This window comes from Devosia sp. SL43 (genome assembly GCF_021729885.1).
In the GTDB taxonomy this organism is placed as follows: Bacteria; Pseudomonadota; Alphaproteobacteria; order Rhizobiales; family Devosiaceae; genus Devosia.
Window position 1 is genome coordinate 3,740,834 of sequence record NZ_CP063401.1, and the last position, 23,142, is coordinate 3,763,975.

General features: G+C 62.9%; 18 protein-coding genes and 2 tRNA genes. 12 read left to right on the forward strand and 8 right to left on the reverse strand.

Annotation, left to right across the window (positions count from 1 at the left end):
• Positions 1-64: 64 nt before the first annotated feature.
• The 4 genes from pdxH (at position 65) to IM737_RS18355 (ending at position 4,104) form a co-directional block, all read left to right on the forward strand.
• The gene (gene pdxH / locus IM737_RS18340) at positions 65-694 is read left to right on the forward strand and encodes a pyridoxamine 5'-phosphate oxidase (RefSeq protein ID WP_236896509.1); all 630 of its coding nucleotides are present in this window, start codon (positions 65-67) and stop codon (positions 692-694) included.
• A gap of 73 nt (positions 695-767) precedes the next feature.
• Positions 768-1,982 (forward strand): DUF898 domain-containing protein, encoded by a 1,215-nt coding sequence (locus tag IM737_RS18345; RefSeq protein WP_236896511.1) that lies wholly within the window; start codon positions 768-770, stop codon positions 1,980-1,982.
• Positions 1,982-3,169: a M48 family metallopeptidase gene (locus tag IM737_RS18350; RefSeq protein WP_236896514.1), complete on the forward strand. Its 1,188-nt coding sequence runs from the start codon at positions 1,982-1,984 to the stop codon at positions 3,167-3,169. Before IM737_RS18345 ends, IM737_RS18350 begins: the two co-directional genes overlap by 1 nt.
• Positions 3,170-3,258: 89 nt before the next feature.
• Entirely contained in the window at positions 3,259-4,104 is an 846-nt protein-coding gene (locus tag IM737_RS18355) for a DUF1499 domain-containing protein (RefSeq protein WP_236896516.1), read from the forward strand.
• Between the two features lie 2 nt (positions 4,105-4,106).
• Here IM737_RS18355 and IM737_RS18360 read toward each other — a convergent pair whose 3' ends face one another.
• On the reverse strand, positions 4,107-5,009 hold the full coding sequence (locus tag IM737_RS18360; RefSeq protein WP_236896518.1) for an MBL fold metallo-hydrolase: 903 nt from the start codon (positions 5,007-5,009) through the stop codon (positions 4,107-4,109).
• A 97-nt stretch (positions 5,010-5,106) separates the two neighbouring features.
• Between IM737_RS18360 and IM737_RS18365 the strand changes: the two genes are divergently transcribed.
• Together IM737_RS18365 and IM737_RS18370 are read left to right on the forward strand one after the other, a co-directional pair.
• On the forward strand, positions 5,107-5,721 hold the full coding sequence (locus IM737_RS18365; protein WP_236896520.1) for a biotin transporter BioY: 615 nt from the start codon (positions 5,107-5,109) through the stop codon (positions 5,719-5,721).
• A 64-nt stretch (positions 5,722-5,785) separates the two neighbouring features.
• Positions 5,786-6,481: a spermidine synthase gene (locus IM737_RS18370; RefSeq protein WP_236896522.1), complete on the forward strand. Its 696-nt coding sequence runs from the start codon at positions 5,786-5,788 to the stop codon at positions 6,479-6,481.
• Here IM737_RS18370 and IM737_RS18375 read toward each other — a convergent pair.
• Positions 6,478-6,849 carry a cupin domain-containing protein gene (locus IM737_RS18375; RefSeq protein ID WP_236896525.1) on the reverse strand — a complete coding sequence of 124 codons (372 nt, stop codon included), beginning with the start codon at positions 6,847-6,849 and terminating at the stop codon, positions 6,478-6,480. The genes IM737_RS18370 and IM737_RS18375 overlap by 4 nt on opposite strands.
• Positions 6,850-6,956: 107 nt before the next feature.
• Positions 6,957-7,033 (reverse strand) — tRNA-Pro (locus tag IM737_RS18380).
• A 181-nt stretch (positions 7,034-7,214) separates the two neighbouring features.
• Between IM737_RS18380 and IM737_RS18385 the strand changes: the two genes are divergently transcribed.
• Positions 7,215-7,289 (forward strand) — tRNA-Gln (locus IM737_RS18385).
• An 85-nt stretch (positions 7,290-7,374) separates the two neighbouring features.
• On the opposite strand, the gene IM737_RS18390 is transcribed toward IM737_RS18385, so the two are convergent.
• Together IM737_RS18390 and IM737_RS18395 are read right to left on the reverse strand one after the other, a co-directional pair.
• The gene (locus IM737_RS18390) at positions 7,375-9,267 is read right to left on the reverse strand and encodes a bifunctional sugar phosphate isomerase/epimerase/4-hydroxyphenylpyruvate dioxygenase family protein (RefSeq protein WP_236896527.1); all 1,893 of its coding nucleotides are present in this window, start codon (positions 9,265-9,267) and stop codon (positions 7,375-7,377) included.
• Positions 9,268-9,346: 79 nt separating this feature from the next.
• Positions 9,347-10,033 (reverse strand): TetR/AcrR family transcriptional regulator, encoded by a 687-nt coding sequence (locus IM737_RS18395; protein ID WP_236896529.1) that lies wholly within the window; start codon positions 10,031-10,033, stop codon positions 9,347-9,349.
• Positions 10,034-10,191: 158 nt separating this feature from the next.
• On the opposite strand from IM737_RS18395, the gene IM737_RS18400 reads away from it, so the two are divergent.
• From IM737_RS18400 to IM737_RS18420, 5 genes are all read left to right on the forward strand, one after another.
• Complete coding sequence (locus IM737_RS18400) at positions 10,192-11,097, forward strand: shikimate dehydrogenase (RefSeq protein WP_336886212.1); 906 nt, start codon at positions 10,192-10,194, stop codon at positions 11,095-11,097.
• A gap of 149 nt (positions 11,098-11,246) precedes the next feature.
• Positions 11,247-12,227 (forward strand): TRAP transporter substrate-binding protein DctP, encoded by a 981-nt coding sequence (gene dctP, locus IM737_RS18405; protein WP_236896531.1) that lies wholly within the window; start codon positions 11,247-11,249, stop codon positions 12,225-12,227.
• Between the two features lie 73 nt (positions 12,228-12,300).
• Positions 12,301-12,819, forward strand: a complete 519-nt coding sequence (locus tag IM737_RS18410; protein ID WP_236896533.1) for a TRAP transporter small permease — start codon at positions 12,301-12,303, stop codon at positions 12,817-12,819.
• Positions 12,816-14,123: a TRAP transporter large permease gene (locus IM737_RS18415; RefSeq protein WP_236896535.1), complete on the forward strand. Its 1,308-nt coding sequence runs from the start codon at positions 12,816-12,818 to the stop codon at positions 14,121-14,123. The genes IM737_RS18410 and IM737_RS18415 overlap by 4 nt, the downstream gene beginning before the upstream one ends.
• On the forward strand, positions 14,120-14,554 hold the full coding sequence (locus tag IM737_RS18420) for a type II 3-dehydroquinate dehydratase (protein ID WP_236896536.1): 435 nt from the start codon (positions 14,120-14,122) through the stop codon (positions 14,552-14,554). Before IM737_RS18415 ends, IM737_RS18420 begins: the two co-directional genes overlap by 4 nt.
• Positions 14,555-14,632: 78 nt before the next feature.
• Here IM737_RS18420 and IM737_RS18425 read toward each other — a convergent pair whose 3' ends face one another.
• The 3 genes from IM737_RS18425 to uca all read right to left on the reverse strand — a co-directional run bounded on the left by IM737_RS18425 (position 14,633) and on the right by uca (position 23,139).
• A complete protein-coding gene (locus IM737_RS18425) occupies positions 14,633-17,422 on the reverse strand; it encodes a bifunctional aconitate hydratase 2/2-methylisocitrate dehydratase (protein ID WP_236896538.1) in 2,790 nt (929 codons plus the stop codon).
• A 369-nt stretch (positions 17,423-17,791) separates the two neighbouring features.
• On the reverse strand, positions 17,792-19,600 hold the full coding sequence (gene atzF, locus IM737_RS18430) for an allophanate hydrolase (protein ID WP_236896540.1): 1,809 nt from the start codon (positions 19,598-19,600) through the stop codon (positions 17,792-17,794).
• Entirely contained in the window at positions 19,600-23,139 is a 3,540-nt protein-coding gene (gene uca / locus IM737_RS18435) for an urea carboxylase (RefSeq protein ID WP_236896543.1), read from the reverse strand. The genes atzF and uca overlap by 1 nt, the downstream gene beginning before the upstream one ends.
• Between the last annotated feature and the right edge of the window lie 3 nt (positions 23,140-23,142).

A 23,142-nucleotide genomic window follows, 5' to 3' on the forward strand; every position in this document is an offset into this window, starting at 1 on the left:
TGTCCTATATGGCGACCACCCCCCGCATTGTCCAGTTATGCGCGACGAAGGGATAATATCCACGATGCTCCAGACCCTGACCGAGCGCCTGTTCGACGACAGCGATCGCACTGACCTCGACCCCTTTGCCGTGTTCGAAGAATGGTTCGCTCTGGCGCAAGAGGCCGAGCCGAACGATCCCCACGCCCTGGCCCTGGCCACGGTGGACGATCAAGGCATGCCAGACGTCCGCATGGTGCTGCTCAATGCCCGCGACGCCAGGGGCTTCTGCTTCTTCACCAATTTCGAGAGCGACAAGGGCACGCAGCTGCATACCCACCCCAAGGCCGGGATGCTGATGCATTGGAAGTCGCTGCGCCGGCAGGTGCGGGTACGTGGGGCGGTCGAGGTCGTATCGACTGAGGAAGCCGATGCCTATTTCGCCAGCCGGCCCCGTGGCAGTCAGATCGCGTCATCGGCCTCCGAACAGTCCCGCCCCCTGCTCAGCCGCGAGGCCCTGCTGACCCGCGTGGCGGACCTGACGGCCGAAACCGGTGACGCCCCTGTCGTGCGTCCCGCGCATTGGTCCGGCTTCCGTATCGTGCCATCGAGTATCGAGTTCTGGAAGGACGGCGAGTTCCGCTTGCACGACCGGGTGCGCTTCACGCGCGAGGCGCCCGATCAACCCTGGGCCAGCACCAGGCTCTATCCCTGAGAAATTGATTTTACTTCGCCTTCCCAATCCACGGTGCCTCGCATAAAACCTTGGTGGGGCTTGGGGATCGGGCATGGTCTTTGGTGCTGAGACGGAGCAGCCGGTTTCGGTGGTTTTCACTGGAACGCGGAAAGAGCTTGGTGGGATGCTGTTGCGCGGTTACGCGCTGCTGATCCCTACGATTGGTCTTTATCGATTTTGGCTTACGACCTGGAAGCGTCGCTTCTACTGGTCGCACACCGCCATCGATGGCGACTCCCTCGAATATACCGGCAATGCCGTGCAGCTGCTGATGGGCTTCCTGATGGCCCTGGCCATCTTCATTCCGCTCTATGGCCTGTTTTTCTATCTCTCGACCCAGTCGACTGACGCCGTGCTTGCCGGCTATGGCGGCGCCGCCGTCATGCTCTGGTTCCTGGTGGGTTACGCCATCTACCGCGCCCGCGATTTCCGGCTGTCGCGTACGTTGTGGCGGGGTATCCGCTTCGATCAGGCCGGCAGCGCCTGGGCCTATGCCTTGCGCCGGTTCGGCTGGACGGTGCTGATGGGCATCACGCTGGGGCTGGTCTACCCCTTCATGGCAGTCAATCTCTGGCGCTATCGTTACACCCATAGCTGGTTTGGCGATCGCCAGTTCAGCTTCACCGGCAGTTGGAAGAGCCTGGCGGCGCCGTATTACGTCTGCTGGTTGCTGAGCGCCGTCATTGGCGGTGTGACGCTGGGTATGGCCTCCTCGTCCGGCGGGATATCCGCCTCGGGACAAATCAACGAGATCGGCTACTTCGTCTTCGCCTGCGGGGCGTTGCCGATTGGACTGCTGGTCCTCTTCTACCAGTCGCGCGAGTGGACGCGCATGTGGTCTGCTGTTCGGCTCGGGCAGGCGGCCCTCACCATCAAGATCAGGTTCCGCGATCTGGTCGGTCAGTATGCGCTCTTCTCGTTGGCGCTGGGCGGGGTCTATCTGGCCCTAGCCATTGGCGGGTTTATTGTGCTGGGCTTGTCGGCCAGCGGCGCCTTCGCCGATGGTAGCTTCGATCCTGCGGTCTTCTTCCAGTATCTCCGCAGCAGCTTTGTCGTGCTGGTGCTGGTCGTGTTTGGCTACCTGCTGATCCTGGGCGCCTTCGCCATGATGAGCGAGCTGTTCCTGGGGCTCGGCTTCTGGAAGCTGGTGGCCAAGGGCGCTACCATTTCCGGTGCGACATCGCTGCGCACAGTGCATGCCCGCGGCGAGGATATCGCCCTTGGCGGTGAAGGTCTGGCCGATGCGCTCAATGTAGGGGCCTACTGATGTCAATTGCGGGCCGATACTACAATGGTGCCGTTGCCGAAGTCTGGCCCGTCGGGCTGGACTACGAAGCTCTCGACAATGTCGGCACGCTGGTGATCCGCAATGCGCAGACTCAGGTCGAGTTGGCCCGTTGGTCGGCGGCCGATCTCTTCGCCGTGCATGGTCGCGCCGACGAATTGCGCATCGGCGCAAGTTCGCAGCCATCAGGCGCGCGCGTCGTTGTCGCAGGCGCTGAGGAGATCGCTCGCATCCACGCCACCATCCCCGCTCTGGGCGAGAAGCATCGGCTCGATAGGTGGGTCCAGGTCCGCATTGCCGCCACCGCGACGGTCGCTCTCGCAGCGGTGATCGTGGCTTACCTTTTCGGTGTACCCATCATCGCCAATCGCGTTGTCGGCCTGCTGCCGCCGGCATGGGAAAAGAACCTCGGCGACACCGCCGCCGCACAAATGGAAGCCAGCCTCGCCGAAGGCACCGACTTCCGGGTCTGCGATACAAATCCCAACAGCCTCGCCAACAAGGCCATCGCCCGCTTTGGCGCGCAGGCGCTGGAGGGCTCCGGTTCGCCCTTCACGCTCGACATCAAGGTCGTCAAATCCGACATCCCGAACGCCTTCGCACTGCCAGGCGGCAAGGTCTATTTCTTCTCGGCCCTACTAGATCGAGCCGAGCGGCAGGACGAGTTTGCCGGCGTGCTGGCCCACGAAGTCGGTCACGTCGCCTATCATCACGGCATGGAGCAGCTGATCTCTACCGCCGGCACCGGCGCACTGATCGGCTTCATCCTGGGCGACATGACGGGTTTCTCCGTGGCAGCCAGCCTTGGCGCGACCATCATCGACACCAGCTTCTCGCGCGATGCCGAGCGCCAGGCCGATGATTTCGCAGCGCAAGTCGCACAGCGGCTCGGCTTCAAGCCGGCAGGTGTTGCCGACCTATTGCTGCGCGTGGGCGAAGACGATGACTTCTCGCGCGCACTGGCCTTGTTCAGCACGCATCCGCTGACCGAAGATCGTAAGCTTGCATTGGAGGCGCTGACGGTCGCCAACACGGCCGAGGTGGCACTGCCCTTCACCGATGCCGAGTGGCAGGCCATCAGGACCATGTGCGGTGGCAGCGAAGCGCCGCCGGAGGTCAATCCGGACGAGCCGGGTCCCCGCCAAGGCGGCAAGACCAAGAACAAATAGTTTTCCAATGGTCTCGAAGGCCGGAATGTTCAAATTCGCGCAACACCTTGGCGCTATACAGGTCACTCGGGTTCTTTGACGGCGGCACCTTGCGCATACTGATCCGGACATCGAAATGGTCCATCTGGGCGCGCCGGCTGGGCAGCGTCGCGGGTCCGCTCGTCATCATTTCCGTTGCCCTCCATCGCTTTCGCTTGATCACGAGCGACTTGTTCCTGGTCGCCGCCGCAGCAGCTTGCATCGTGGCGCTGGCGGCGCTGCTGGTGTCGCTGATCGCGCTGGCTCGCCTGTGGCAGACGGGCGATCAGGGTTGGTCGCGCGCTTTGACAGGTCTTGTCTTCGGCCTGCTCTGCCTTGCGCCCTTCGCCTGGTATGGCAACCTCGCCATGCGCTACCCCGCTGTCACGGACATCGCCACGATCGATCGCGGTCTGATGCCGCTCGTCTTCGAGCCGGGCACCGCCGCGATGCCGCCGCCCAAGCTGCTGACGACAGCTGAAATGGCTGCGGTGTTTCCTAATGTCGAAACCCGCACCTATCCACTCGGGCAGACGCAGACCTTTGCCCTGGTGCAGGCGCTGGTCGCCGACAATGGCTGGGATATTCGGCTATTGCGCGAACCGACCGATACTTTTGGTCCAGCCCAGATCAACGCCCAGATCATGACCATTCCCGGCTGGCGCGAAGAGGCGGTGGTGCGGGTGACCGGCACGGCCACGACCTCGACGGTCGATATGCGTTCCGCTTCGCTCAATGCCATCCACGATTTCGGCGCCAACGGCCTTCGCATCGAGGATTTCCTGTCGGCGCTGGACGACGCGGTGACCACGCTGCTGCGGGACAATCCCAACGCCAACCAACCCGTAGAGGTTGAACCGGAAGACGAGGCTGGTGAGGACGAGACAGCAGCCGACGGTGAAGCAGAGGCCACCTGAGCTCAGCGCGGCGCGATTCTCGTGCCGAACACGCCACGCGATACGCTCAGCCGCCCCAGCATCTCCAGATACTCGACATGCGCCATGATCGTCATGCGCGCCGCCAGCCGGACCGGCAGAGGCTGCGTCGGATAAATCCGGTCGACTATCTGCGGGACGTTGCGGGCTCCTTCCTGCACCGCCGCGATCACCTGTCCGTTCCGCATCTCGCGGTGCGCCCGCAGCGCCGCAGCATATCCCGGGCCGTCTGCGATTGGCCCGCCATGGGCAGGCACATAGCTGGCGTGGGGCAGGGCGATAACCTTGTCGAGTGACGCGAAATAGTCGGCCATTGAGCCATCGGGCACGGCGATCAGCGTCGAGTTCCAGCCCATCACGTGATCGCCGCTGAACAGGATATCGCCGAATCCAAAAGCAAGGTGGTTCGCGCAATGGCCGGGTGTCGCGTGCACGGATAATCTGACATCGCCCGCCTCAATGATCTCTCCATCGACCAGTGTCCGGTCTGGCACCAGATCCCAATCGCAGGAGCTGCGTATCGGATTGCGCTCGAATCGCCGCAACGGCCGCGACAGTCGGTGCGGCCCGCCAAACCATAGCGGGGCGCCAAGCTGCCTGGCCAACTGCGCGGCCGATGCGCTGTGATCGCGGTGGGTATGCGTCAGGATGATGGCATCCACCCTGCGCCCCGCAATGGCCCGCTCCAGTGCGGCCAGATGTGCGGGATCGTCCGGCCCCGGATCGACCACGACAAGCCGCTCGTGGCCCAGCAGAAAACTGTTGGTGCCGGTGAAGGTGTAGGCGCCTGCATTGGGTGCGGTGACGCGCAGTAATCCTGGCGCCACCGGCACCGCCATGCCCGTCTTTGGGTCGAATTGCGTATTGAAGACGAGGGGCGCGGCCATTGCACTCACGGGGACGGCGGAATAAGACGTTTGTGACGCGAACTGATGCGTGTCCCGGGAGGGGATGCCGGTTCGCCTTTAGCATGGAAGGTATGAAATGGCCGTCACTTTGACCACGCCCAACACGCTGCTGGGCCTCTACCAGCCCAAGGGCGACGCTGCCAAGCTGGCGTCCAATCTCGCAACGGTCGTGCTTGGCACGCTGCTCATCACCATCTGCGCCAAGATCAACGTGCCGGTCTGGCCGGTTCCGGTGACACTGCAGGGCTTTGCCATCGCTGCCCTGTCTGCTGCCTTCGGCATGCGCATCGGCGTTGCCACCGTGGCGCTCTATCTCGTTGAAGGCGCCTTCGGCCTTCCCGTGTTCGCCGGCGCTTCTGCAGGTATCCCCTATCTGATGGGCCCGACGGGCGGCTTTCTCTTCGGCTTCCTGGTGATGGCCGCCATCATCGGCTTCGCCGCCGATCGTGGTGCCTCCGGCAAGCCGCTGACCCTGTTCATCGCCATGGTCGTCGCCGACGCCGTGCTGCTCGTCCTGGGCTTTGCCTGGCTGATGGCTCTGGCTGGCAATGCCGGCTGGATCGACCAGAACGATGTTGTCGGCTCCGCTTTCCGCGGCGCCATCCAGCCCTTCGTGGTCTGGGACATCCTCAAGATGGCTTTGGCCGCGCTGACCGTTACCGGCGCCTGGAACCTCCTCTCCAAGCGCTGAGCCGCTTCAATCCTTCAAGAGGGCCGGCCCAGGTGGCCGGCCTTCGCTTTTTCCGCGAGACACTATGCCGGTAACCCCATGGACCCTGCTTGATACGGCCACCGTGCCAGGCGGGGAGGGCGACCTCCGCCTGATGCGCCGCGGCAGCGAATTCTCCATCATGGCTGGCTCGACCTCTCTGATGAACAGCCGGATGAGCGGTTCCGAGGAGGCCCTGGCCAACCTGTCCTGGGATCGGATCAAGGGCCGTGCCCGACCCCACATGCTGATCGGCGGCCTCGGCATGGGCTTTACGCTTCGCGCCGCCCTGGCGGTGCTGCCGCCAGATGCCCGGATCACGGTCGCCGAACTGGTGCCCGCCGTCGTCGCCTGGGCCCGCGGACCTATGGCCGAGGTGTTCGGCACTTGCCTCTCCGACCCGCGCGTCACCATTCGAGAGGGCGATGTCGGGGCGTTGCTCAATGGCGAAAAGCTCTATGACGCCATCCTGCTCGATGTCGACAATGGTCCCGAGGGCCTGACCCGCGACGCCAATGACAAGCTCTACACCGTCGCTGGTCTCCGCCGCACGTTGCGCGCCATGCGGGATAGAGGCGTGCTTGCAGTATGGTCGTCCCACACCAGCGCCCCCTTCACCAAGCGGTTGGTCAGCGCCGGCTTCGCTGTTGAGGAAGCTAAGGTCCGTGCCCGTGGCACCAGTGGCGGCGAACGCCATCACATCTGGCTGGCGACCCAGGCCAGACCCGCGTCCCGCGCCTAGATCAGCACGACGCTTTCCTGCTCGTTCGGGTCGGTCCGTGCGATGATGGCGCGGGCGATCCTGTCGGTCGGATTGAACGGCTGGTGCGGCACGCCTGCGGGAATGTAGACGTAGTCGCCCTCATGCACCTCGTCGGTGAATTCCAGATTTGGGCCGTGATGGAACGACGTCGATCCCTCGAGCTGGAAAATCGCCGTCTCATGCGCCTCGTGATAGTGCGGCTTGGCTTTCGCGCCGGGCGGAATGACCAGCAGGTGCATGCAGATGCCCGACGATCCGGCGGTTTCCGCCGACACGCCCGAGAAATAATTGAGCCCCTGCTTGCCATGAAACGCGGCTCCGCCACGGATCACCTTGCATTCCTTCATCTGCGCCTCCCCTGCAATGTCGTGACTATCGCAGATGTCGGGACGGCCCAAAAGCCGCAAGCACCTGGACAACAAAAACCCCAGCCTCTTGCGAGACCGGGGTTGATTGGTCGGAGTAGAGTGATTCGAACACTCGACCCCCTGCTCCCGAAGCAGGTGCGCTACCAGGCTGCGCTATACTCCGTCAGGTGCCGCGATACGGGATTTGATATGGATTAGACGACCCGTAAGGCCGTCGTCGCCAATCGCGATGGGGCGGGTTATAGCCGCGCTTGCTTGCGTGTTCAAGCGCTTCGGCGCGGGTTTTTCCGCGCGGTTTCACTGTGTTGCGAAGCGCAGGCAAACCGTGTAGGAACCGCCGCGATTGGGGTGTCGCCAAGTGGTAAGGCACCGGTTTTTGGTACCGGCATTCCTAGGTTCGAATCCTAGCACCCCAGCCAGCGTCTAGCACCATTGTCCTGCAGCGGGCGAAACAGGCGGGCGCCGCTCCGGTCAAGGGCAGCCCAGTCCAACTTTCGCGCTGCGTTACTGTCGCGGAATTATCGCCGGCGACAGAGACCGTTTCTGCGCGGCGATGCGGAAGGGGGCGTTGATCGCGCCATAGCCGAGATACCCTGCGGATCGCTGGACCACCTCGAAGAAGAAGCCCTCTCCGACATTGGTCGAATAAAGCTGGAAGAACGCGCCTTCCGCGTCACGGTCGAAGAGGATGTTGGCATCACGCATCCGCTTGAGCATTGCCGGGTCAAGACCCAGGCGCGCCTCCAGGTCGTCGTAGTAATTGGGCGAAATCTCGAGGGTCTTCATGCCGTTCCGGTGCAGTGCGTCGGCGGTCGCGAAGATGTCCTCGGAGGCAAAGGCCAGGTGCTGGATGCTTGAGCCGAAGGTTTCGGCTATGAAGCGGCCGGCCAGCGTACGATGGCTCTCAGCGCCGTTAAGCGTCAGTCTAAGCGTCCCCTCGGTATTCTCGATCACCTGGCTGCGGATGAGGCCGGAGGGGTCAACCACATCGACCATCGGGCTCTTCTCGGTCAGAAAGATCGACCGATAGAACAGGATCCAGGTCAGCATCTCCTCATAGTTCATGGTTTGCGCGACGTGATCGATATGCCGCAGGCCGGCATCGGTAGGCGCCTGCGGATCGTCCACGGCGTCGAACTCGATGTCCCAGACTTGGCCGAGCGGGCTCTTCATATCGAGGAAATAGATCACCCCACCGCCAATGCCGCGAATAGCCGGGATGCTGAGCTGACCGGAGCCCACACGCTGGCTGAACATTTGAGCGCCCAGCGCCAAGGCCCGCTTTGCCGTTGCTTCGGCGTCATCCACCATCAGCCCCAAAGCATATGCCGAGGTTCCATGCGTCAGATAGGCCGAGTGGGCGAGCCCCTCGCGGTCCGTGTTGACGACGATGTTGATGTCGCCCTGGCTGAAGCGCTCGACAGCCTTGTCGCGGTGTCGTCCGGTGAGGCGAAAACCCAACTGCCGCAGGTGGCCGGCCAATGCCGTGGCTTCGGTCTCGTCGGCGGCAAATTCGATGAAAGCGACGCCCTGCACATCCACGCGCGGCGGTAGCTCTGGTATCTGCATGGCAATGTCCGGTTCGCTCGTGCGCACCTGATCCATCAGGTAGATCAGCGACCGGTGTCCGTCGGCGGCTATCGTGCGCGGCGAACCGGAGCGGAACTGATCGTTGAAGATTTCGAGCGAAACCGGCCCGTCATAACCGGTTGCGGCAACGGCCCGCATGAAGTCGGTGACAGCAAGGTCGCCCTCGCCCGGCATGTTCCGGAAATGCCGGCTCCAGTACAGCAGATCCATGTCGATCTTGGGTGCATCGGCGAGCTGCACGATGAAGATCTTGTCGCCCGGTATGGCGCGGATCGAGTTCGGATCGATGCCGCGCGACAGCGTGTGGAAGCTGTCGAGGATAATGCCGATATGGGATTGGTCGGCCCGACGCACAATCTCCCAGGCATCGCGATGGTCGCTGACATGGCGGCCCCAGGCCAGCGCCTCATAACCAACGCGAAGCCCGCGCTTGGCGGCGCGTTCGCCCAATTCCCGCAAGTCCGATGCCGCCCGGTCGATACCGCCCAGTGCCAGCGGTGACACGCTGGAGCAGACCAGCATGAGATCGGTCCCGAGCTCACCCATCAGGTCGAACTTCCGCTCTGCCCGCTCAAAGGCCTGGCTTCGCTGAGGTTCAGGCAGTCCCTCGAAATCCCGGAACGGCTGAAACAGGGTGATGGTCAAGCCGAGGTCGGCCACCATGCGCACCACATCACGCGGCGAACGGTCATAGGCGAGAAAGTCATTCTCGAAAATCTCGACGCCATCGAAGCCGGCAGCCGCAATCGCCTCCAGCTTCTCCCGCAAATCGCCGCTGATCGACACCGTGGCTATCGAAGTCTTCAAGTCCGCTCCTCCACCTCGGGGATAGAGTACGAACTAGTTAGTACATTTGCAAGTCGAGCAACTGCGTGTGTTTGCCGGCCTAAAGTTCGCTCAGCCGATCAGCCCGCAACACAAACCGCACCACCATGTCCACCGTCTGCCGGCGCAGCGATTCCTGATAGGACGGGCTGCCCACATCCTTCCCGAAGATTTTGGAGAAAGTGGCCCGGTTGGACACGTTGAAGAAGCAGAGTGCGCTGACCTGCCAATGGATTTCCAGCGGATCAAGTCCGGCGCGGAACAGGCCCTCGGCGAGCCCCTTGGCATAGATCGACTCGATATTGCCGATCGCGGTGACGTTCAGGTCGCGGATCACGCTGGAGCGTTCGAGAAATTCGGCGTGGTGGATGTTTTCGATCATCACCATGCGGATGAATTCTTCATGCCGGTGGTGGTGATCGAAGGTGAATTCCACCAGCCGCTTGAGCGCGTCGAGTGGGGACAGGCCCTCGATATCGAGCTTGGCCTCGCCCTCTCGCACCTGCCGATAGGCGTTTTCGAGGGCGCTGACATAGAGGCCCTCCTTACTGCCGAAGTAGTAATAAATCATCCGCTTGGACGAGCGGGTCTTGGCGGCAATTTCGTCGATGCGGGCACCCGAGAGGCCATTGAGGGCAAACTCCTGCGCCGCCACCTCGATGATGTTCTGCCGCGTGCCTTCGGGATCCTGCGTCCGCGCGCCCACGTCCTTGGGTTTCAGGCTGGATGTTGAAACTGGAGCCCGCATGCAGTCGTCGCCTTCCTGACGGCAATTGACTAAACTAACCAGTTCGTACATTTTGCCACAAAATCGTCTTGCAGCATTTATCGGGTGTCGCAAGAGAAAGACAAGGCCGCCACCGCGTTTCACACCGGCAGGGGGTAGGGGGAGACTGGACTTTGCCCATGGCCAGCAATCAGCCGGCACCGCCGCTGCGCAGCCTGGTTTTGCAGGATCGGCTGCCGCTGGACGGCGCCATCACCATTGGTCTTGTCGGTCGCGGCATAGGCGCTTCGCTTTCGCCGCTGATGCATGAGCGCGAAGGCCAGCGGCAGGGTCTGGATTATCGCTACCACCTGATCGATTTTGACCGCCTGGGCCTCGACGATGCGCATCTGCCTCTCGTCTTGGACGACGCGCGGCAATTGGGCTTTTCAGGCCTCAACGTGACCTATCCATTCAAGCAGGCCATCCTGCCGCTGCTCGATAGCCTGGCGCCCGACGCAGCCGCCATTGGTGCCGTCAATACCGTCGTGCTGGGCGACCGTAACATCGGTCACAACACCGACTGCTGGGGCTTCGCCGAAAGCTTTCGTCAGGGCCTGCCCGGCGCGGCCCGCGACCTCGTGCTGCAACTGGGCTCAGGCGGTGCTGGCGCTGCCGTGGCGCAGGCGCTGCTGCAATGCGGCGTCGGCAAGTTGGCCATCTACGACACCGAGCTCGGCAAGGCGCGCGTCCTCGCAGAGCGCCTGCGCGACCAGCTCGGGGCCGACGCCGCCGCAGTCGACGATCCGGCGGCGGCCGCGGCGATGGCCGATGGCATCGTCAACACCACGCCCGTTGGCATGACCAAGATGCCTGGCCTGCCGGTTGATGGGGCGCTGATCGAGCAACGCCACTGGATCGCCGATGTGGTCTATTTCCCACTCGAGACCGAGCTCATTCGGGTGGCCCGGAGCCGCGGATGCCGCGTCCTGCCGGGTGGCGGCATGGCGGTCTACCAGGCAGTCCGTGCCTTTGAACTGTTTGCCAGCATCAAGCCCGATGCCGCCGCCATGGCCGAAGTGTTCCGCACGGCCGTCGCTGGCTAAATCCGGCCCACCCAATCGCGGTCGCCAGTGCCCATTGACTTGAACGAACTATTTCGTACATTGTGCCGCAAGGACGAAAAACAATGGCTTTAGCCGTGTCGTCCGATGAGGACAGGCCTGCTAGGCAGGCACCAATTGGGAGGATGACGATGACTTTTGCATTGACGCGCCGCGCGCTGCTGGTGGGTGGGCTGCTGCTCTCTGCCGCCTTGCCCGCCCTGGCGCAGGACAAGCCGGTGCTGCGCTTCTCGGCCGTGTTCTCGGAGCAAGACATCCGCGCCGAGATGGTCGGCCTGCTGTCGTCGCAGGTGGCCGAGATCGCTACCGTCGAGCCATACTATGGCGGCAACCTGTTCAAGCAGGGCACGGAGCTGGTCGCGCTGCAGCGCGGTAACCTCGAAATGGGCAACATTGCCCCGCAGGACATTTCCAACCAGATCCCGGCCTGGTCGGTGCTGACCTCGGCCTATCTGTTCCGTGACGCCGCCCACCTGCGCACCTTCTTTGACAGCGAAGTCGGCGCCGAGTTCAAGGCCATGGCCGAAGAACAACTCGGCATCCACATTCTGGGGCCGACCTATTTCGGTGCCCGCCAGGTTGGTCTGCGCGGGGACAAGGAAATCAAAGTTCCGGCCGATCTCGCCGGCGTCAAGCTGCGCATGCCCGGTGGCGACGCCTGGCAGTTCCTCGGCACGGCGCTGGGCGCCAACCCGACGCCGATGGCCTATGCCGAGGTCTATACGGGCCTGCAGACGGGCGCCATCGACGGTCAGGACAATCCGCTGCCCAATGTCGAAAACATGAAGTTCTACGAAGTGATGGACCAGATCGTCCTCACCTCGCATCTGGTTGGCTATGACCTCCTCGTCATCAGCAAGCCGGCCTGGGACGCCATGACGCCCGAGCAGCAGACGGCCTTCGAAGCTGCGGCAACCGTGGCCATCGACTTCAGCCAGGAAGCCCACCTCGCCCGCGAGGCCGAGCTGGTCGAGCGCTTCAAGAGCGTTGGCCTCAACATCTATGAGCCCGATGTGGATGCCTTCCGCACCCACGCTCAGCAGATGTACCTCGACTCCGACCTGGCCAAGGACTGGCCGGCAGGTGTGGTCGATCGCATCAACGCTCTGTAGCCTCTTCCCAATGGAAGGTGTCGCCGGTTCCCCGGCGCCGCCATCCATTGGACCTCCTTCTCGGAGACAGGTGATGAATTCCCGACTTGCCGGCTTCGGCGCGTGGCTCCATGCCCGCGCTGAAAATGTTCTCGCAGCCATGCTCGCCGTGATGTTCACGGTCTTCATCCTGCAGATTTTCTTCCGCTATGGCGTCAATCTGCCCATTGGCTGGACGCATGAGATCAGCGTCATCATGTGGCTGTGGATGGTGCTGTTTGGCACGGCATTCGTGGTGCGCGACAGCGAGGAAATCCGCTTTGACATCCTCTATGCCGCGGTCAGCGATCGCTGGAGGCGGGTGATGGTGGTCATCTCGGCCGTCGCGCTGATCCTGTTCTTCTCCATCTCTCTGCCGGCCGTAATCGACTACGTGATGTTCATGAAAGTCGAGAAGACCGCCTATCTCAAGATCCGGTTTGACTGGCTCTATTCCATCTATGCCATCTTCGCGGTGGCCACGATCGTCCGCCAGTTCTGGCTTGGCTATCAGGCCATCTGGGGCAAGGGCAGCGCGGACTTCGATCCGACCAAGGCGAGTTCCGGCGTATGATGCTTTCCACCGCTTTCACGCTGGCGCTGGGCCTGATCATCGTGCTGTCGGTGTTCGGCCTGCCCATGGGCCTGTCGATGATCTGTGCCTCGGTGCTGTACCTGTTGATGCGCGGTCAGGACATGGGCATCGTCGCCGAGCAATTCCTCAACGGCATGTACTCCAACTACATCATGCTGGCTGTGCCGCTCTTCATCCTTGCCGCCGAGATCATGAATTCGGGCACCCTGTCGGAGCGCCTGCTCAAGTGGTGCGACGCCGTAGTCGGTCGCTTCCGAGGTGGCCTCGCCCAGGTCAATATCCTGCAATCCATCGTTTTTGCCGGCATGAGCGGTTCGGCCGTCGCCGATGCGGCCGGCTCGGGCAAGATGATGCAGCACATGATGACGCAGGACAACAAATACACGCCCAGCTTCGCCGCTGCGCTGACTGCCGTCACCGCGGTCATCGGCCCGATCATTCCGCCCTCCATCCCGATGGTGCTCTATGCGCTGATCGCCGACACCTCGATTGGTTACCTGTTCCTCGGCGGCGTCATTCCCGGCCTGCTGATGGCCGGTGTCATGATGGTGCAGGTGGGCTTCATCGCCCGGGCACGCAATTTTCCGGTCGAGAAGCCGGTGCCACTGCGCGAATTGCCGAAGATGACCTGGCATGCGCTGCCGGTGCTCTTCATGCCTGTCGTGCTGATGTATGGCATCTATGGCGGCATCACCACGCCGACCGAAGCCGCCGCAGTCGCCGCCTTCTACGCGCTGGTCGTCTCTGTCGTCATCTATCGCAGCGTGCGCTGGCCCGACCTTTACGCGGCGCTTCTCACCAGCGCCAAGACCACGGCCTCCATTGGCATGCTGATCGCCGGGGCACTGGTGTTCAACTACGTGGTCACCATCGAGAACATCCCCAGCAGTCTCAGCGTCCTGTTGCTGTCCTGGGACCTCAACCCGATCACTTTCCTGATCGCCGTCAACATCCTGCTGCTGGTGCTCGGCTGCCTGCTCGAAGGCACGACTATCCTTCTGGTCATCGTCCCGGTGCTGATCCCTACAGCACAGGCGCTCGGTATCGATCCGGTACATTTCGGCGTGGTCGTGGTGGTCAACATCATGCTGGGCCTCGTCACCCCGCCCTATGGCATGCTGCTCTTCATCATGACCCGCATCTCCGGCGCGCCGATGAAGGCCATCGTCGGCGACGTGATGCCGTTCCTGTTCGGCCTGATCCTGGCCTTGATGATCTTCACCTTTGTGCCAGACACAGTGCTGTGGCTGCCGAAAATGTTTGGCTACGGAGCAGGGCTATGAAGCCGATCTACGTTCTGAACGGCCCCAACCTGAACCGCCTTGGCAAGCGCGAGCCGGCCATCTATGGCACGACAACGCTGGCCGAAGTCGAGCAGTTCTGCCGCGATTCGGCCGGCGATCGGCCGGTGGTATTCCACCAGACCAACAGCGAGGAAGCGCTCATCAATTGGGTGCATGAAGCGATCGACGAGGGTGCCGGGATCATCATCAATCCTGCCGCCTTCACCTTCACGTCGCTGGCGCTGCTGGATGCGCTCAAGATGTTCGAGGGCCCGGTGATCGAGTTCCACATTTCCAACATCCACAAGCGCGAGCCGATCTATCATCGCTCTTACGTGTCGATGCGGGCCGATGCGGTGATGGCCGGGCTCGGCGCCGGCGGCTATGCCACGGCCGTCCGAGCGATGCTCGATATGATCGCCGCCCGCTAGGCAACGGTCGGCGCCCAAACCTTGGGTCTGGTGGCGGCCTGAGTGACCACCACCAATTATCTTTCAGTCGGTCGAGTTCTAGAAATGCACCGACTTGGAATCGATCGAGGGCGTAACCGGCGGCGCGAACTTGGTCAGATCGATCCCCTGGACGGCGGCCTTGTATTCCTCAGCGCTGGGCGTCCGGCCAAGAATGGCCGACAGCACCACGACAGGGGTCGAAGCCAGAAGCGACTCGCCCTTCTTTTCGGCGGTGTCCTCAACGACGCGACCCTGAAACAGCCGGGTTGAGGTTGCGAGAACTGTGTCGCCCTTTTCCGCCTTCTCCTGATTGCCCATGCACAGGTTGCAGCCCGGACGCTCGAGATAGAGGATATTCTCGTATTCGGTGCGGTTGGCCGTCTTGGGCTTAAGGTCATCGAATTCGAAGCCCGAATAGCGCTGCAGGATTTCCCAATCCCCTTCGGCCTTCAGCTCGTCGATGATGTTGTACGTGGGAGCCGCAACAACCAAAGGCGCCTTGAACTCGACCTTGCCTTCGGCCTTCTCGATGTTCTTGAGCATCTGGGCGACGATCTTCATGTCGCCCTTATGCACCATGCAGGAGCCCACGAAGCCCAGATCAACCTTCTTGGTGCCGCCGTAATAGGAGACGGGACGGATGGTGTCGTGGGTGTAGCGACGCGAGACGTCCGAATTGTTCACATCGGGATCGGCGATCATCGGCTCGTCGATCACGTCCAGATCGACCACAACCTCGGCGAAGTATTTCGCATTGGCGTCGGGGGCCAGTGCCGGCTTCTCGCCAGAGCGAATCTCGGCGATGCGCTGATCTGCCTTGGCGATCAGGCCCTTGAGCGTCTGTGCGGGATTGTCCATGCCCTTGTCGATCATGATCTGGATGCGCGACTTGGCGATTTCCAGCGACTCGATCAGCGTCTCGTCCTGCGAGATGCAGATCGAGGCCTTGGCCTTCATCTCGGCGGTCCAGTCGGTGAAGGTGAAGGCCTGATCGGCCAGCAGCGTACCCAGATGCACTTCGATGATGCGGCCCTGGAACACGTTGTCACCATGCTGCTTGAGCATCTGGGCCTGCGTCGCATGCACCACGTCGCGGAAGTCCATATGCGATTGCATCTGGCCCTTGAACGTCACCTTGACCGATTGCGGGATTGGCATGGTTGCCTCGCCCGTCGCCAGAGCCAGCGCCACGGTGCCGGAGTCGGCGCCGAAGGCCACGCCCTTGGACATGCGGGTATGGCTGTCGCCACCGATAATGATGGCCCAATCATCCACGGTGATGTCGTTGAGCACCTTGTGGATCACGTCGGTCATCGCATGGTAGTTTCCAAGCGGATCGCGGGCCGTGATGACGCCGAAATTGTTCATGAAGGCCATGAGCTTGGGAATATTGGCCTGGGCCTTCTTGTCCCACACCGATGCGGTGTGGCAGCCCGATTGATAGGCGCCATCGACCAGCGGCGAGATGACGGTGGCCGCCATCGCCTCGAGCTCCTGCGCCGTCATCAGGCCGGTCGTATCCTGTGAACCGACGATGTTCACCGTGACGCGAACGTCCGAGCCGGCATGCAGCACCTTGCCCGGCGTCACGCCGACGGCATTGCGGTTGAAGATCTTCTCGACCGCCGTCAGGCCCTGGCCTTCGACAGTGATTTCCTTGTTCGGCGCGAAGACTGGAGTGGCTTCCACGCCCAGCGTCTGCGCCGCAAAAGTTTGCAGCTTCTTGCCGAAGACAATGGCATAGGAACTGCCCGCCTTCATGAATTCGGTCTTCTGCGGGGTGAACGCCGAAGCAATATCCACCAGATCCTTGCCATCAGCGTCGCGCAGCGTCTTGGTCTTGGCGTCGATCTTGAGCACGGTGCCGGTCTCGACAGAATATTTCTGCTCGAGGATCGGATTGCCTTCATTGTTGAGGATCGGCTTGCCGTCTTCGCCGAGCTTCTTGACCCAGTTCTTGAGGTTGAGGCCGATACCGCCGGTCACGTCGACCGTGGTCGCGAAAATCGGCGAGATGCCGTTGGTGCCCGCAACGATGGGAGCATAGTTGACGAAGGGCACATAGGGGCTGGCTGGCTTGCCGGTCCACAGCGCCACATTGTTGACGCCCGACATGCGCGACGAGCCCACGCCCATCGTGCCCTTTTCGGCGATCATCATCACCCGCTTGTCGGGATGCTGCTTTTGCAGTGCCTGGATTTCCTTCTGCGCTTCGGGCGTGATCATGCACTGGCCGTGCAGCTCGCGGTCCGAGCGCGAATGCGCCTGGTTGCCAGGCGACAGAAGGTCCGTCGAAATATCGCCTTCGGCGGCGACATAGGTCACGACCTTGATCTCGTCCTCGACATCGGGAAGCTTGGTGAAGAACTCGGCCTTGGCGTAGCTTTCGAGCACGCCCTTGGCGACGGAATTGCCGGCCTTGTAGGCATCGCGCAGCCGGAACATGTCAGCGTCATAGAGGAAGACCTGGGTCTTGAGCACCTCACCGGCCTGTTCGGCGATCGCAGCGTTATCGCCAAGCGCGACATCGAGCAGCACGACAATCGATGGACCGCCCTTCATATGCGACAGCAGTTCAAGCGCAAAACTTGGCGTGATTTCGGGGACGATCGCTTCGCCAAGGATGATTTCCTTGAGGAAAGCAGCCTTGACGCCCGCCGCGCTCGTGGTGCCGGGCAGCGTGTTGTAGATGAAGAATGTGAGAGCATCGGCGCGGTGCTCGCTGTCCGTATCCCTGATCAGCGCGATGATTTCACCAGTCAGGCCACCGGCATCGATCGGCTTGGGTGCGAGCCCCTGTGCTTTTCTGCTTTCGATTTCGGCCAGGTAATCGGAGTAGAGGGTCATCGCAATCTCAACTTGGTGTGGGCGTGGAGCCATGGCAGCGCCAGCGGATGGGCAGGTCGTAGGCTCGCGATCATGGGGATGCGGGCGCGTCGTTCCGGGGCAACGTAGCGCATTCCAAGAGAAAAAATACTTTCGATTCAGCAAGGGGCGGTCGAACAATAGCATGCCCAACCCCGTTTGACCGGAGCGGTGGCTGCCAAGGGTTCAAGCCCTCCGCCTACTGCCGGCGTTTGGCCCCTGTTGCGAGCTGACGGCGCGGCCTACCGGATCTGGTTGCCGCCCAGTCTGCCCACCGTTTCAAGGCGGGCCTGAAGTCCTTGAACGAGCAGTTGCACGTATGCCTTGAGCCATTCTTGCATGATGAAATTCTCAGGCGTTGCGGGAGCTGAGATAGGCACGCCAGCCGCCAAAGCCGGTAATGTCCTCGGCGCCGGCAAGTGCGTGGGATTCGCACAGAAAGCCTGAGACCGCCGTGCCGTCGTCCAGGGCCACCTTGCCGATACCCAGCGGCGATGGAATGCGGGCGACGAACTGCCCGAAGGCAGCCGGCGGCAGCTCCCAGACTTCGACGGCAATTCCGGGTCCGGCATAGCCCGGTTCGCGAATAAGGCCCGGCTTGGGCGGCGTCGTGTTGGGCAGGGCAAAGAGCCTGTAGTCATTGGCCGTGCTGCATGTCTTGAGCAGCCTCCCGCCCGGACCGGTCAGTTCCTTGTTCAGCGGCATGCCAGTAAGGTGCGCGCCGACCACGACAATCTGCACCATCTCGCTCGCGGCGGCGGGCACTGTACTTGCCGCCGGCAAGGCTGCTGCCTTGTCGCGACCCATACCGCGCGCCGCCTTGCGATGGAGCGCATCTGCCAATGGCGCCAGCGCATCATCGGTAAAGGCCGGGGCGACGAGTGTGACGCCAGCCGGCAGGTGATCCTGGCCGTCGAAGCCGCCGGGGATAGCGATGGCGGCGCAGTCGAGCAGGTTCGCAAAATTGGTGTAGCGGCCGAAATGCGAGTTGAGCCGGATAGGGTCGGCCTGCATGGCTTCCACGGTGTAGGTGGTGGGCGAGGTCGGCAGCAGCAGCACGTCGGCCTTGGCCCAGGTGGCTTCAGTCTTACGGCGCAGTTCTTCCAGCCGGTACCTGCCCTTAAAGGCCTCGACCGCCGTCTTGCCCTTGGCGCCCGCAATGATGGTACGCACCGTCGGATCGAAGTCGGCTTCGTTGCTGGCAAAGAAATCTTCCACGGCGGCCAGGCGTTCGGCGACCCAAGGGCCGTCGTAGAGCAGGGCTGCCGCTTCGCGGAACGGGGCATAGTCGAAGGGAACCACCGTTGCGCCAAGGGCGCGGATGTTGTCGATGGCGGCGTCATAGAGCCGTTCGACCTCGGCATTGCCGAAGAATTCGCGTTCGGCGCCATAGAGCACACCAACGCGCAGCCCCGATGTCGGCAACGACGCCCATTTGGCTTTGCGCGAGAACGGATCAGCCGCATCGAAGCCCTCCGCCACCCTACGGGCGGCCACGCCATCGCCCACCGTGGCGGCGAAAATGGTAACGCAATCAACGCTCTTGCAGGCCGGCACAACGCCAGTATTGGGCAGCAGTCCCGGCGTCGGCTTGATGCCGACCAGGTTGTTGAACATGGCGGGTACACGACCGGAGCCAGCGGTGTCAGTGCCGAGCGAGAAACTGGCGAAGCCGGCGGCGACGGAAACTGCAGAGCCGGAGCTAGAGCCGCCTGAGACATAGGCCGGATCGAACACCGAACGGGGCGCGCCATAGGGCGAGCGGGTGCCGTTGAGGCCGGTGGCAAACTGGTCGAGATTGGTCTTGCCGATGACGATACCGCCGGCTGCCTTGAGGCGCGCGACGACGGTCGCGTCGGCGGCCGGATCATAGGCGAAGGCAGGGCAGGCGGCGGTGGTGGGCAGTCCCGCCACGTCGATATTGTCCTTTACTGCGAACGGGATACCCCAGAGCGGCAGGCTGTTGGGCTCGGGGTGTTGCTCCATCAGCGCATCGGCGGTGGCGAGCAGGGCGGCGTCGCTGGTGGGGGTGATGAACACGGCCTTGTCCGGCCAGGCGGCGCGGCGTTCGATGACCGCTTCCATCACGTCGCGGGGGGTGACGCTGTGATCGGCATAGAGTGCCCGGAGCGTTGCGAGATCGAGGATGGTGGGCAGCATCAGATTTCCTCCAGCACGACGACAACATCGCCGGTCTTGACGTTTTTACCAGGTCCGGCAAGGACTTGACGGACCTTGCCAGCAGCTTGTGCGGTGATGGTGATTTCCATCTTCATGGATTCGATGATGGCGACGGCTTCGCCTTCGGCCACAGTGGCTCCATCCTCGACCAGAATCTTCCAGATGTTGCCGGGAACGCCGGTGGGTACGCCAAAGCATCCCACGGGGATATCGCCTTCGATGGCGCTGTTGCCGGCGTCGTCGGCGATGAAGCTGTCAAGGCCTTCGGCCTTCCAGCGATTGCGCTCGGCGTCGAACGCAGCCTGCTGGTTGGTCTTGAAGGCGGCGATACTTGGGGCATTGGCCGCCAACTCCCGGGCGTAGTCGGCGTAGGAGAATTGTGTCTCCTCAATGCGCAATGGGTAGGCGCCGTGCGGGAAGGCGGCACGGGCTTCGGTGAGCTCGTCATGACTGACAGGGAAGAACCGGATCTGGTCGAAGAAGTTCAGCAGCCACGGCTTGCCCGGCGTGAATTCCGGCGTGGACCGCCACGTATTCCAGACCTGGATGGTGCGGCCGAAAAGCTGATATCCGCCAGGGCCTTCCATGCCATAGACACACATATAGGCGCCCCCGATCCCCACCGCATTTTCCGGCGTCCAGGTGCGGGCCGGATTGTATTTGGTGGTCACCAGCCGATGGCGCGGATCGACCGGCGTCGCCACGGGCGCGCCGAGATAGACGTCGCCCAGGCCGAGCACCAGATAGCTCGCGTCGAAGATCGTCCGCTTCACATCTTCGATGCTGGAGAGGCCGTTGATGCGGCGGATGAACTCGATATTGTCGGGGCACCACGGCGCGTTGGGGCGCACCAGTTCCTGATATTTTCGCATGGCCAGCTGGATGTCAGGGTCGTTCCACGACAGTGGCAAATGCACGATGCGGCTGGGGACAACGACGTCCTCGGCGGCGGGGAGAGATTTTTCTATCTCCGCCAGCAGACCGAGCAGGCGGGTGCGCGACAGCGTGGTGCCATCGTAGTGGATCTGCAGCGAACGGATGCCGGGAGTCAGGTCGATCGGCGCAAGCATGCTGGAGGTCTTGGTCAGCGCCTCCATTAACAGGTGGACACGCAGCCGCAACGCGATGTCCAGCGACATGTCGCCATACTCGACGAGCAGGTTGTCGTCGCCTTGACGGCGATAAACGACAGGCACCGGACCATCGTCGGATCGCGCCAGGATCGCTGAGCCGGTTTCAAGATTCGGACGGTGGATGGCAGGTCCGGCGATGGGATCGTCGGGGCGGGCGACCGGATGGAAGCGGATGGTGTCGCCGGGTTTGAACTGGCCCATCTTCCAAAGCTCATCGCGGGCGATCACCGCCGGGCAGACGAAACCGCCCAAACTCGGGCCATCCGGGCCGAGGATGATCGGCATGTCGCCGGTGAAGTCGATGGCGCCGATGGCGTAGGCATTGTCGTGGAGGTTGGACGGGTGAAGCCCGGCTTCGCCGCCATCCGTGCGGGCCCATTGGGGGGCGGGGCCGATCAGGCGGACGCCGGTGCGGGCGCTGTTGAAATGGACTTCGTAGTCGGTGGCGAAGAGGGTCTCGATATCGCCATCCTGGAAGAAGTCTGGCGCCCCGTGGGGGCCGTAGAGCACGCCGACATCCCAGTGGCGGGTGAGGGGCGCGGGGTCGGTGGCGGGTTGGACGGTCTTCTGCGCCGAACGGGCGAGATGCAGCACTTGCCCAGCTTTGACCGTGCCGGTGGCATGGCCACCGAACTGGCCGAGGCCAAAGGTGGCGCGGGAGCCCAGGACAACCGGGGCGGCAAAGCCGCCGGAGACGGCGAGGTAGCTGCGCTGGCCGGGGCCGTCGACGGCGCCGATGGCAAGGGTCTGACCGGCAGTCACGCTGATAGGCGTGTTATGCGCGACCGGGGTGCCATCAAGCTTCATCGGCATCGCCGCGCCCGACAGGGCGATGGTCACCGGGGCGTGGAAGCGCAGGGTCGGACCGGCGACGGTCAGTTCCAGCGCAGCGGTGACGTCGGCATTGCCCACCAGCCGGTTGGCGTGGCGAAAGCTGTAGTCATCCATCGGCCCACTGGGCGGCACGCCGACATGCCAGAGGCCCAGGCGACCTGGGAGTTCCTGGATGCTCGATTGCGCCCCGGGGGCGATGACTTCCACCACATCGGGGATGAAGAGGAAGTCCTTCAGTGCCGTGGTGGCCACCTTACCGCTGGCGAGGAGGTCCGAGCCGGCGATGGCACGGAGATAGGCGAGGTTGGTCTCGATGCCCGCCACCGATGTCGCCTTCAGCGCAGCCCGCAGATTGGCGATGGCCGTCGGGCGGTCGATGCCGGCGACGATAATCTTGGCCAGCATCGGATCGTAATAGGACGTTACCTCGGTGCCAGTCTCAATCCAGCCATCGACGCGGACATGGTCCGGGAATTTGACTTCGGTCAGGAGGCCAGCGCTCGGTCTGAAGTTGGCATGCGGGATTTCGGCATAGAGCCGGACTTCGATGGCGGCGCCATGCGGGGTGAGCGGACCGGCCTTGGCGATTGGGTCTTCCCCGGCGGCCTGGCGGATCATCCACTCGACGAGATCGATGTTGAACACTGCCTCGGTGACGGGGTGCTCGACCTGCAGGCGGGTGTTTACCTCGAGGAAGTAGAAGTCCTCGCGGACGGGGTCGTAGATGAACTCCACGGTGCCGGCCGACGCGTATTTGACAGCCGAGCCGAGATCGGTGGCCGCCTTGTGCAGGCGGGTGCGGACCGCGTCGGAGAGGCCGGGTGCAGGGGTTTCCTCCACGACCTTCTGGTTGCGGCGCTGCAGCGAGCAGTCGCGTTCGCCAAGGGCGATAACCTTGCCTTTGCCGTCGCCGAAGATCTGCACTTCGACATGGCGGGCGTCGGAGACGAAGCGCTCGATATAGACGCGGGCATCGCCGAAACTTGATGTCGCCGTGCGCTGCACGCTGTCGAAGGCGGCCGATAGTGCCGCGGCGTCGGCGCAGAGCTGCATGCCGATGCCGCCGCCACCAGCCGTGCTCTTGAGCATGACGGGATACCCGACAGTCTCGGCAGCAGCGAGGGCTTCCTCGGCGCTATTGAGCAGGTTGGTGCCGGGCAGTAGCGGCACGCCGCTGGATTTGGCCAGTTCGCGGGCAGTGTGCTTGAGGCCGAAGGCTTCGATATTTGCGGGTGTCGGGCCGATGAAGGTGATGCCGGCTTCGGCAAGGCGCTGGGCGAAGCCGATATTCTCGCTGAGGAAGCCATAGCCGGGATGGACGGCCTGGGCGCCGGTCGCCTTGCAGGCGGCGATGACTGCGTCGACATTGAGGTAGGACTCGGTCGCCGGGGCAGGGCCGAGCCGCACGGCTTCGTCGGCCAGCGAGACTGCCTTGGTGAAGCGATCGGCGTCGGAATAGACGGCGACGCTGGCGATGCCCATGCGACGCAGGGTCTTGATGATACGCACGGCGATTTCGCCGCGATTGGCGATGAGGACTTTGCTGAACATCGG